Here is an 11414-nt window from a genome sequence, read left to right as displayed (position 1 = left end):
TTAGCCCTGGTCACAGTATGTAAGGGCCCGGAAACATCACGTGCATGAACGACAGAATCTCCACCCCCTGGATTCCGGCCTGGATCCCCCACTCCGGCCACGCCCTCCGCCACGCAGGCATCCACTTCGACGCCGTACGTATCAAGGGCGCCGCAGGCAGCCGCGTCGCCTCAGAGCTGATGGTGCGGACCGCCTTCGAAGCGGGAGCGATCGTGCAGGAGGCGACAGGGGAGCGGTACATGTACTTTCTGCTGCCCCCGGAGACGGTGCGGGCGTACGAGTGGCCGCCGGGCGTACGGGCGTTGACGCGAGGCCGCCGCACCGTGTCGTACGTGGGTGTGCCTGCGCTGACGGGGGCCACCTGGCCGCTGGGCTGGAGGTCGGTGCCGACGGCGGAGAGGTTCTTCGTGGTGGGGAAGTTGCTGGAGGAGGTGGCGGGGCGGCTCCTGGTGGCCGGAGCCGTGAAGTGACCGTCCGGAACGCCGACAGGCACACACCCGCTCCCCTGCGGGTGGTGCCTGCTGTGCGGTGCTTTCGAGACTCAGGCCTTGCCGACCTCTATCGCGTGATTGGGCTGGTTGGCGTCGATCTCGAACCGGACCTTGTCCCCGCGGTGCAAATTCCTGCGCTCGGTGGGATTCCGGAGGTCGTTCGAGGAGAACTGCAGCGGGGCGCCGCTCTGATCGTCCTTGATCCTGCCCGCGCCTTCGCCCTCGTTCCACTCCTGAAGCTTGCCAGTAGACATGGCTGCGTCTCTTTCGCTCGACGGTTCCTGGAGGCCCGGTCACATGCCGGGGCTCACTTCCAGCGAAACCGAACCCACGTGCTACAGCGACCGCTGTGGGCCGAACGAGTGACGCAAGCTCTCAGTCGCGGGGGAACTCGTCGGTCTTGAGGACGAGGTCGACCACTGTGCCGGTCAGGTCGATGTCGGTGCCGAAGTCCACCGTCGTCCGCATGGCGTAGTCGCCGTCCTTCGGGTGGGTGTAGACGTAGCACCGTCCTTGGTAGGGATCGGCGATGACGTAGACGGGGACCTCGGCGACCGCGTAGGCGATCTTTTTCGGGCCGTAGTCGTTGGCGGCCGTGCCCTTGGAGATGACCTCGGCGACGAACTCGACGTCCTGGTAGCGCCAGTGGCCGCCGTCGTCCTCCTGTGCCGAGTCGCTGAGCATGGCGACGTCCGGGCAGAAACCGTTCTCGTGGCCCGGGAAGTCGACACGGACGTCCGTGAACACCATGACATCCCTCCCGAACCTGTCCTCGACGGCCCATAGGATCCGGCGGATGATCTGCCAATGCGTGTTCCGCGGCGGCGTCATGTGGACGTTGCCCCCGACGATCTCGACCCTGAATCCTTCGGGGACGGGCATCCGCTCAAGGCGCTCGAACCACTCGTCCAAACGCTTGGCGTCGGCGTCGGCGTCGGCCATCTCGATCCTGTCTTCCAGGACGGTCATCGTGGCGCTCCTCCCCGGCTGCCCCACGGACAGGTGCAGTCGTGCAGTTCAACGATACGCACGGTGACCAGGAGACCCCGGAATTCGGTCAGCTTGTTCCTGCCTCGTACGGCTGTCCGACCCCCCATGCCTCCCACATCGCCCCCGCGAACGCCCCCGCGATCCGGTGCTCCCCGCTCCCGTTGGGATGCGTGCCGTCGTAGGTGTCGGCGTGGATGTCGTACGACTCCGGCGGCGAGGCCAGCAGGATCGGCGACCGGGGCTCGTCCAGGTCGGCGACCGCCTTGGCGAGCAGGACGTTGAACCGGTCCACCTGCTCGGCGAAGGCGGTGTCCGCGGCGGCCCGGATGTTCGGGATGACCGGCAGTATCACCATGCGGATGCGCGGGCGGGCCGCACGGGCGCCCGCGACGAAGGCCCGTACGTTCTCCGCCGTCTGCTCGGCGTTCGTGTAGAAGCCCAGGTCGATCAGGCCCAACGACACCAGCAGCACATCCGGCCGGTGCGCGCGCACCGCCTCCCCGACCAGCGGAGCCATGTGCAGCCAGCCCTCGCCCCAGCCGGCCAGGTGGGCGCGGGGGAAGTCGGGTTCGGCGTACGCGTACGACGTCGGCGCCTCGGCCGCCTTGTCGTACAGCTCCTCGCGCGGGCCGACGAAGGTGAACGGACCGCCGTGCGAATCGCACAGGTGTCGCCACAGCCGGTAACGCCACGTGTGTTCGCCCGCGCTCCCGATCGTCATGGAGTCACCTACGGGCATGAACCTGAGCATCCGCTCATGATGGACGATCGCGGGGGTGTGTGGGGTGTGAGGCCCACCACGCTCGGTGAACACCCCGCCGGGATGGCAGGCTTGGCGCATGCGTCGACCGTTCGCTCTGCTCGCCGGGGTCCTGCTCACGGGTGCCTGCGCGCTGCCCGCCTCCGCCGCCGGCGGTGACAGCGCCGGTGATCAGGGGTTCACCATCAAGGACCCGAGGATCACCGAGTCCAGCGGCCTGGCCGCCTCCCGTCTGCACCCCGGCATCTACTGGACGCACAACGACAGCAACGACGGCCCGTACATCTACGCCGTGGACAGCCGGACGGGGAAGACCGTCGCCACGGTGACCCTGCGCGGGGTCGGTTCCCCGCGCGATGTGGAGGCCATCTCCATCGGGCCCGACAACCAGATCTACGTCGGCGACATCGGCGACAACCTCGGCGGCAAGTGGCCGTACGTGTGGATCTACCGGCTGCCCGAGCCGAAGGTGCTGAAGAACCAGACGGTCACGGCCACGCAGTACGTCGTGAAGTACTCGGACGGGGCGAGGGACGCCGAGTCGCTCGTCGTTCATCCCAGGACCGGGCGCGTGTACATCGTGGACAAGAAGGAGAACGGCGGGCATCTCTTCGAGGGTCCCGCCCACCTCTCCACCTCCGGCGCGAACATCTTCAAGCCCGTCGCCGCCGTCGACCTCTGGGCCACCGACGCCGCCTTCTCGCCGAACGGCCGACAGCTCGCCGTACGGGGGTATTTCGGCGGCATCTCCTACGACTGGAACGGCGGGCGGATCAAGCGGAAGGGGCGGCTCGACGTGCCCCTGCAGGGCCAGGGGGAGTCCGTCTCGTACTCCCTCGACGGCTCCAAGCTGATGTACGGCAGCGAGGGGGCCGACAGTTCGGTGCAGGCCGAGGACGCGCCGGACGGGGCGGGGTCTTCGGGCAAGGCGCCCTCGGGCGGTGGGAGTTCCGCCTCCGGTGCCGGCAACGGCGCCACCCTCAGCGGGAGTTTCAAGGTCGGCGCCGTCGCCGTCGTCGCCGTCGGGGCCGTCGCCCTCCTGGGGCTGCGGCGGCTGCGGCGACGGGGCTGAATACCCGCGCCGGACACCTTGACGTGGTCATGGTAGGTCAGTTTCCTGGGAAGTACGCGGCGTATGGGAGCGCTCCCATTCGGTTCCGGGGCCGCGCCTCCCGAGAGGAACCAGGCACATGTTCCGCAGCTTGCGAAGAGCGCTGTGTGCTGCCGCTGCCACGCTCCTCCTGCCCCTGGCCGGCGGGCACCCGGCGCACGCGGCCGCCGCCCCCGGAGCCGGCTACTGGCACACCAGCGGCCGGCAGATCCTCGACGCGGCCGGACAGCCGGTGCGCATCGCCGGGATCAACTGGTTCGGCTTCGAGACCGGCAACCACGTGGTGCACGGACTCTGGTCGCGCGACTACAAGAGCATGATCGACCAGATGAAGTCGCTGGGCTACAACACCATCCGGCTGCCCTACAGCGACGACATCCTCAAGAACGGCACGATGCCCGACAGCATCGACTACTCCGGCGGCAAGAACGCCGACCTCCAGGGGCTGACATCGCTCCAGGTCATGGACAGGATCGTGGCCTACGCCGGTCAGGACGGCCTGAAGGTCATCCTGGACCGGCACCGCCCCGGCTCCGGCGGTCAGTCGGCCCTCTGGTACACCTCCGCCGTCCCCGAGTCGACCTGGATCGCCGACCTGAAGGCCCTCGCGGCCCGTTACCAGGGGCAGGACACCGTCATCGGCATCGACCTGCACAACGAGCCGCACGACCCCGCCTGCTGGGGCTGCGGCGACCAGGCCACCGACTGGCGCCTCGCCGCGCAGCGCGCCGGGAACGCCGTTCTGGGCATCAACCCGGAGCTGCTGATCTTCGTCGAGGGCGTGCAGTCGTACAACGGCGTCTCGGGGTGGTGGGGTGGCAATCTGATGGGTGTCGCCCAGTACCCCGTACAGCTCAGCGTTGCCGACCGGGTCGTCTACTCCGCGCACGACTACGCCACCAGCGTCGCCCAGCAGAGCTGGTTCAGCGATCCGGCCTTCCCCGCCAACATGCCCGGTGTCTGGGACAAGTACTGGGGCTACCTCTTCAAGCAGAACATCGCGCCCGTGTGGGTGGGCGAGTTCGGTACGACCCTCCAGTCGGCCATCGACCAGAAGTGGCTGGCGGCCCTGGTGAGCTATCTGCGGCCGACCGCCACGTACGGCGCCGACAGCTTCCAGTGGACCTTCTGGTCGTGGAACCCCGACTCCGGTGACACGGGCGGGATCCTGAAGGACGACTGGGTGACTGTGGACACGGTGAAGGACGGGTATCTGGCGACCATCAAGGCGGCCGGGTTCCCGACCACCGGCGGGGGCAGCGGCGGCGGTGGCGGCGGTGGCGGGAGTACGGCCGCATGCACCGCGACCTACACCGTCAGCAGCGACTGGGGCAGCGGCTTCAACGCCGACGTGAAGGTGACCAACACCGGGGCGACCGCGCTCAGTTCGTGGAAGGTGACCTGGACGTGGAGCGGGTCACGGCAGGTCACCAACATGTGGAACGCGTCGTACACGCAGAGCGGGGGCACGGTCACTGCGGTGAACGCTGCTCACAACGGGGCGGTCGTGGTAGGCGGTTCGGCCGCTTTCGGGTTCGGCGGTGCGCCTGGGGGCGGGGGCGTTCCGAGCGTGAGTTGCAGCGCGACATGAGAGAAGGGCGCCCGGTGTTCACCGGGCGCCCTTCATCGACGTACTCGAAGAATCCTCGAAAAGGTCAGAGCTTCTCGATCACGTAGTCGACGCACTTCGTCAGGGCCTCGACGTCCGCCGGGTCGATCGCCGGGAACATCGCGATGCGCAGCTGGTTGCGGCCCAGCTTGCGGTAGGGCTCGGTGTCCACGATGCCGTTGGCGCGCAGCACCTTGGCGACGGCCGCCGCGTCGATCTCGTCGGAGAAGTCGATCGTGCCGATGACCTGCGAGCGCTTGGCCGGGTCGGAGACGAACGGGGTGGCGTACTTGGACTCCTCCGCCCAGGTGTAGAGGCGGGTCGAGGAGTCCTTCGTGCGACCCGTGGAGAAGGCCAGACCCCCCTGGCTGTTCAGCCACTCCAGCTGCTGGTTGAGCAGGAAGAGGGTGGCGAGGGCCGGGGTGTTGTACGTCTGGTTCTTGCGGGAGTTGTCGATCGCCGTGGGGAGGGAGAAGAACTCCGGGATGTGGCGGCCGGACGCGTGGATCCGCTCGGCGCGCTCGATCGCGGCCGGGGAGAAGACGCCGATCCACAGGCCGCCGTCGGAGGCGAAGGACTTCTGCGGGGCGAAGTAGTAGACGTCGCTCTCGGCGATGTCGACCGGGAGACCACCGGCGCCGGAGGTGGCGTCCACCAGCACCAGCGCGCCCTCGTCGGCACCGGCCACGCGCTTGATCGGCATGGCGACACCGGTGGAGGTCTCGTTGTGGGTGTAGGCGTACACGTCGACGCCCGCCTCGGCCTGCGCCTCGGGGTGGGTGCCGGGGTCGGTGGCGATGACGGTGGGCTCGGCCAGCCAGGGGGCGAGCTTGGCCGCCTTGGCGAACTTGGAGGAGAACTCGCCGAAGTTCAGGTGCTGGGACTTGTTCTCGATCAGTCCGTGGGTGGCGATGTCCCAGAAGGCGGTGGAGCCGCCGTTGCCGAGGATGACCTCGTAGCCCTCGGGGAGCGAGAACAGGGAGCTGATGCCTTCGCGGACCTGGCCCACCAGGTTCTTGACCGGGGCCTGGCGGTGGGAGGTGCCGAGCAGGGAGCTTCCGGTGGCGGCGAGCGCCTCGAGGGCCTCGGTGCGCACCTTGGAGGGGCCCGCGCCGAATCGTCCGTCGGCGGGCTTGATGTCAGCGGGAATCTGGATGTCGGCCACGAGTCGGAGGGTATCGCCCAGGTGAAACGGGACGGAACCGTGTCCGTCCGATGAGACAAGATCGCTGAACTGTGGACTTGTGAGGTTGTACGACGAATCGTGCGGGGCTGTGGAAAAGTCGCGGTGACTGTGCGTGAGCGGATGCATCCTGGACGCATGACGGATCTCTCGGGCCTTGAGGCGGAGCTGCGCGGGGTCGTCCGGGGTGAGGTCGGCTTCGATGTCACCGCCCGGGCGCTCGTGACCATGGACGCGTCCAACTACCGGCGGGTCCCGGTGGGGGTGGTGGCCCCGCGGGACGCCGACGACGTGGCGGCGGTGCTGGAGGTGTGCCGGGCCCGCGGGGTTCCGGTGGTGGCGCGCGGCGGGGGCACCTCGATCGCGGGGCAGGCGACCGGCACGGGCGTGGTGCTGGACTTCACCCGACACCTGAACGGGCTGCTGGAGCTGGACCCGGCCACGCGCACGGCCGTCGTCCAGCCGGGACTCGTCCTCGACCGCCTCCAGGAGGCCGCCGCCCCGCACGGCCTGCGCTTCGGCCCCGACCCGTCCACCCACAGCCGGTGCACGCTCGGCGGAATGATCGGCAACAACTCGTGCGGCTCGCATTCGGTCGCCTGGGGGACCACGGCGGACAGTGTCCGCGAGCTGTCCGTGATCACCGCGCGCGGGCAGCGGCTGCGGCTCGGCCGGGACTGGGCGGGGGCGCCGGACGGGCTGCGCGAGCTGGCCGAGGGCGAGCTGGCCCGCCTGCGCACCGGCTTCCCCGACCTGCCCCGCCGGATCTCCGGATACGCCCTGGACGCCCTGCTGCCCGAGAAGGGCGCCGACGTCGCCCGCTCCTTCTGCGGCTCCGAGGGCACCCTCGGCATCCTCACGGAGGCGGTTGTGCGCCTGGTCGAGGCCCCACGCGCGCGTGCCCTCGCGGTGCTGGCGTACGGCGACGAGAGCGCCGCAGCGGAGGCCGCCGCCGGACTGCTGCCGCTCGGCCCGCTCACGGTGGAGGGCATGGCGGCCGACCTGGTGCGCTCGCGGGCCGGGCTGCCGAAGGGCGGCGCCTGGCTGTTCGTGGAGACCGGCGGGGAGACGGCGGCCGAGGCACGCGCGCGTGCGGAGGCGATCGTCCGCGCGGCCGACGTCGTCGACTCCCTGGTGGTCACGGACGCGGCCGCCCAGCGGGCCCTGTGGCGCATCCGCGAGGACGCCTCGGGTACGGCGACGCGCATGCCCGACGGCAGCGAGGCCTGGCCCGGCTGGGAGGACTGCGCGGTGCCGCCCGCCCGGCTCGGCCCCTATCTGCGGGACTTCCGCGCCCTGCTCGCCGCCCACGGCCTGCGCGGCACCCCGTACGGCCACTTCGGAGACGGCTGCATCCACGTCCGCATCGACTTCGACCTGCTCACCGAGGCGGGCATCGGCCGCTTCCGGCGCTTCTCCGAGGAACTGGCCGACCTGGTCGTCGCCCATGGCGGCTCGCTGTCCGGGGAGCACGGCGACGGACAGGCCCGCGCGGAGCTGCTGCCGCGCATGTACGGCGAGGAGACGGTACGGCTCTTCGAGCGGGCCAAGGCGGCCTGGGACCCCGACGACCTCCTCAACCCCGGCATGCTGGTCCGCCCGGCCCCGCTGGACACCAACCTCCGCTTCTCCGCCCTGCCCCCCCGCCCGGTCGACGTGGCCTTCGGCTACCCGGCCGACGGCGGCGACTTCCGGGCCGCCGTCCGCCGCTGCGTCGGCGTCGCCAAGTGCCGTACGAGCACGGTGGCCGGGCCCGCCGTGATGTGCCCCTCCTTCCGGGCCACCGGCGAGGAGGAGCACTCCACGCGCGGGCGGGCCCGGCTGCTGCACGAGATGCTGGCGGGCGAGCTGGTCACCGACGGCTGGCGCTCGACGGAGGTCCGGGACGCGCTGGATCTGTGCCTGTCCTGCAAGGGCTGCCGTTCGGACTGCCCGGTCGGCGTCGACATGGCCACCTACAAGGCCGAGTTCCTGCACCACCACTACGAGGGACGGCGCCGCCCGGCTGCCCACTACTCCATGGGGTGGCTGCCGGTGTGGCTGCGGTGGGTGGCACGGACCCGTACGGCCCCGTTGCTCAACAGGCTCGCGGCCGTGCGGCCGTTCGCGCGGCTGGGGAAACGGCTGGGCGGGATCGCGCCGGAGCGGGAGATCCCCCGGGTGGCGCCGGAGCCGTTCAGCCGCTGGTGGCGGCGGCGCAAGCGGCGCACTGCGGGAGACCTGGTCGTCCTGTGGCCCGACACCTTCACCGAGCACCTTTCGCCCTCGGTCGGGCAGGCGGCCGTACGGGTGCTGGAGGACGCCGGGCTCAGGGTGGTGCTGCCGCCGTCCCGGCCGTTCGGCGGCCAGGTCTGCTGCGGCCTGACCTACATCTCCACCGGCCAGCTCGACCGGGCCCGCACGGTGCTGCGCCGCACGCTGGACCTGATGGAACCGGTGCTGCGCAGGGGCGCTCCGGTCGTCGTCCTGGAGCCGAGCTGTGCGGCGGCCCTCCGCGCCGACCTGCCCGAGCTGCTGCACGACGATCCGCGTGCGACCCGGCTGGCCTCGGCGGTCCTCACCTTCGCCGAGGCACTTGAGCGACATGCGCCCGACTGGACCCCGCCCGCCGTGAACCGCCCGGTCGCCGGGCAGACCCACTGCCACCAGCACGCGGTCCTCGGTGACAGCGCCGACCGCCGGCTGCGCGCGTCCGCCGGCCTGAGCGGCGAGCTGAGCGGCGGCTGCTGCGGCCTCGCGGGCAACTTCGGCTTCGAACAAGGGCACTTCGAGGTGTCGAAGGCCTGCGCGGAGGAACAGCTGCTGCCCTCGGTACGGGACGCGGCCGAGGGGACGGTGGTCCTGGCGGACGGCTTCTCGTGCCGGACGCAGCTGGAGCAACTGGCCGGGGTGCGGGGGCGGCACTTGGCGGAGGTGCTGGCGGAGGGTCTGGAGACACCGGGGAAGGACACAGGGGTTGGACCGGGCTGACTTCCTAGGCTGAAGCGATCAGCGATCTCAAGGAGTCCCGCGCATGACCCTCACCCTGCGCCCCATCACCCGCGCCGAGCACCTGACGTTCGTGGCCTCCCTGCCCTCGGCCAGCCATCTGCAGCTGCCCTCGTGGGGAGACGTGAAGCCCGACTGGCAGGCGGAGAGCCTGGGCTGGTTCGACCGGGACGGGCGGCTGGTCGGTGCCGGGCTGGTGCTGCTCCGGCCGTTGCCGAAGGTGAAACGGTACTTGGCGTACCTGCCCGAAGGGCCCGTCATCGACTGGCACACGCCCGACCTGGAGGCCTGGCTGGAACCGATGCTCGCCCACCTGAAGCGCCGCGGCGCCTTCTCGGTGAAGATGGGACCGCCCGTCGTCGTGCGGCGGTGGAGCCCCGCTGCGGTCAAGGCCGCGATCGCCGACCCGGACGCGCACCGGCTGCGGGACGCGGAGGCGACGTCGTACGAGCCGGGCGCCGGGGGACTCGCGGAGCGGCTGCGCCGCATGGGCTGGCGGCAGACCGAGCCGGGCGGCGAGGACGGCTTCGCCGCCGGGCAGCCCCGGTACGTGTGCCAAGTACCGTTCGCCGGGCGGTCGTTGGAGGACGTCCACCGCGGGCTCAACCAGCAGTGGCGGCGCAACATCAAGAGGGCCGAGAAGGCGGGCGTGACGGTCGTACGCGGGGGATACGAGGACCTGCCGGTCTTCTACGGCCTCTACACCGAGACCGCCGAGCGCGACCGGTTCATCCCGCGCCCGCTGCCGTACTTCCAGCGCATGTGGACGGCGCTCGCCGCCGAGCACCCCGACCGGATGCGGCTGTACCTCGCCCACCACGAAGGTGAGGTGCTCGCCGCGGCCACCATGCTGATCGTCGGCGGCCACGTCTGGTACTCCTACGGCGCCTCCACCAGCCGCAGGCGCGAGGTCCAGCCCAACAACGCGATGCAGTGGCGGATGATGACCGACGCCCACGAACTCGGCGCCCACGTCTACGACTTCCGGGGCATCACCGACACCCTGGAGGAATCCAACCACCTGCTCGGACTGCTCCGCTTCAAGGTGGGCGCGGGTGGTGAGGCGGTGGAGTACCTGGGGGAGTGGGACTTCCCCCTCAACCGGCTGCTGCACAAGGCGTTCGACGTCTACATGGCCCGCCGTTGAGCACCGCTCTCATAAGGCGGCTCCTCTACCCGCCCGTGCGCGGCCTGGCCCAGCTCGGGCTCACGGTCACCGCTGCCACGGCGGGCGCCGAGCGGCTGATCGAGATCCTGGACGTGAGGCCCTCGGTCGCCGACCCCGGCACAGCACCGGGACCGGCCGCCCGGACGGCACGGTCGAGGTGCGGGGCGTCTCCTTCCGCTATCCGGGCGCCGACCGGACGACCCTCGAAGGCCTGTCCTTCACCGTCAGCCCCGGCGAACCGGTGATCGTCACCGGCCCGAGCGGCGCCGGAAAGTCCACGGTCTCCAAGCTCCTGCTCCGCTTCTACGACCCGGACGCGGGCGAGATCCTGCTGGACGGCGTCCCCCTGCGGGACTTCCCGCTGGCCCGCCTGCGCGCGTACGTCACCCTGCTGCCGCAGGAGACCCTCGTCCTGCACGACACGGTCCGCGCCAACAACGCCTGCGGCCGGCCCGGCGCCGGCGACCAGGCGATCGAGGAGGCGGCACGGGCGGCCGACGCCCACGACTTCATCGTCCGGCTCCCCGACGGCTACGACACCAGGGTCGACCCCAACTCGGCCCGGCTGTCCGGCGGCCAGCTCCAGCGCCTGGCCATCGCCCGCGCCATCCTGCGCGACGCGCCGGTGCTGGTCCTGGACGAGCCGACCACCGGCCTGGACGGGCTGGCCGCCCGCCGGGTGGTCAAGCCGCTGCGCCGGCTGATGGCGGGCCGTACGACGATCATGATCACGCACGATCTCAACCTCGCCCCCGACGCCGACCGCATCCTCGTCGTGGACCGCGGCCGGATCGTCGAGACCGGTCGCCACGAGGAACTGCTCGCACGGGGCGGGGCGTATGCGCGGCTGCACCGCTCGCAGAACAACGCGTCCATGGACACGGGCGAGCTGCGGCTGCCGCTGTTCGAGGAGGAGCCACCGCCCGCGCCGACGCCGGTGTACGAGTACGCGCCCGGGTACGGCTCGTACGGCTACGACCCGCACACCGCCCAGGCCACTGCCTGGCCCCAGCTTCCCGACGGGCGTCCCCTGTTCCGGGACGAGGAGCCCTGGTCCGGCATCTGATGCGGCGCATCTCAGCATCCAGGACAGTTCCATAAGGAGTTCACACTC

Annotated in this window: 9 protein-coding genes and 1 pseudogene; 6 read left to right on the top strand and 4 right to left on the bottom strand. The window is 70.7% G+C overall.

All coding sequences use genetic code 11. From position 1 onward, the window contains the following. Positions 1–44 precede the first annotated feature (44 nt). Entirely contained in the window at positions 45–470 is a 426-nt protein-coding gene (locus AQI88_RS34875; RefSeq protein WP_067007314.1) for a hypothetical protein, read from the top strand. A gap of 71 nt (positions 471–541) precedes the next feature. On the opposite strand, the gene AQI88_RS34870 is transcribed toward AQI88_RS34875, so the two are convergent. The 3 genes from AQI88_RS34870 to AQI88_RS34860 all read right to left on the bottom strand — a co-directional run bounded on the left by AQI88_RS34870 (position 542) and on the right by AQI88_RS34860 (position 2232). Continuing rightward, positions 542–745 carry a hypothetical protein gene (locus AQI88_RS34870; protein WP_067007311.1) on the bottom strand — a complete coding sequence of 68 codons (204 nt, stop codon included), beginning with the start codon at positions 743–745 and terminating at the stop codon, positions 542–544. 121 nt (positions 746–866) lie between these two features. Then, on the bottom strand, positions 867–1460 hold the full coding sequence (locus AQI88_RS34865; protein ID WP_067007308.1) for a Uma2 family endonuclease: 594 nt from the start codon (positions 1458–1460) through the stop codon (positions 867–869). 88 nt (positions 1461–1548) lie between these two features. Continuing rightward, positions 1549–2232, bottom strand: a complete 684-nt coding sequence (locus tag AQI88_RS34860) for a GDSL-type esterase/lipase family protein (RefSeq protein ID WP_067007305.1) — start codon at positions 2230–2232, stop codon at positions 1549–1551. 88 nt (positions 2233–2320) lie between these two features. Here AQI88_RS34860 and AQI88_RS34855 point away from each other — a divergent pair, with 88 nt between their 5' ends. Continuing rightward, on the top strand, positions 2321–3313 hold the full coding sequence (locus tag AQI88_RS34855) for a hypothetical protein (protein WP_067007302.1): 993 nt from the start codon (positions 2321–2323) through the stop codon (positions 3311–3313). Between the two features lie 118 nt (positions 3314–3431). Further along, the gene (locus tag AQI88_RS34850; RefSeq protein ID WP_067007299.1) at positions 3432–4943 is read left to right on the top strand and encodes a cellulase family glycosylhydrolase; all 1512 of its coding nucleotides are present in this window, start codon (positions 3432–3434) and stop codon (positions 4941–4943) included. A gap of 64 nt (positions 4944–5007) precedes the next feature. Here AQI88_RS34850 and serC read toward each other — a convergent pair whose 3' ends face one another. Further along, positions 5008–6126 (bottom strand): phosphoserine transaminase, encoded by a 1119-nt coding sequence (gene serC, locus AQI88_RS34845; RefSeq protein ID WP_067007296.1) that lies wholly within the window; start codon positions 6124–6126, stop codon positions 5008–5010. A gap of 156 nt (positions 6127–6282) precedes the next feature. On the opposite strand from serC, the gene AQI88_RS34840 reads away from it, so the two are divergent. The 3 genes and pseudogenes from AQI88_RS34840 to AQI88_RS34830 all read left to right on the top strand — a co-directional run. Beyond that, positions 6283–9114, top strand: coding sequence for an FAD-binding and (Fe-S)-binding domain-containing protein (locus AQI88_RS34840; RefSeq protein ID WP_067007294.1), 2832 nt, complete (start codon positions 6283–6285; stop codon positions 9112–9114). A 43-nt stretch (positions 9115–9157) separates the two neighbouring features. Next, positions 9158–10279, top strand: a complete 1122-nt coding sequence (locus tag AQI88_RS34835) for a lipid II:glycine glycyltransferase FemX (protein ID WP_067007291.1) — start codon at positions 9158–9160, stop codon at positions 10277–10279. Next, positions 10267–11366: pseudogene (locus AQI88_RS34830) on the top strand (ABC transporter ATP-binding protein); the annotation flags it as partial. The gene AQI88_RS34835 and the pseudogene AQI88_RS34830, both read left to right, overlap by 13 nt. Between the last annotated feature and the right edge of the window lie 48 nt (positions 11367–11414).

Origin of the sequence: Streptomyces cellostaticus (assembly GCF_001513965.1) — a bacterium.
GTDB lineage: Bacteria > Actinomycetota > Actinomycetes > Streptomycetales > Streptomycetaceae > Streptomyces > Streptomyces cellostaticus.
The sequence above is the reverse complement of the archived record's forward strand: the minus strand, read 5'-3'. Positions and strand labels throughout refer to the sequence as shown.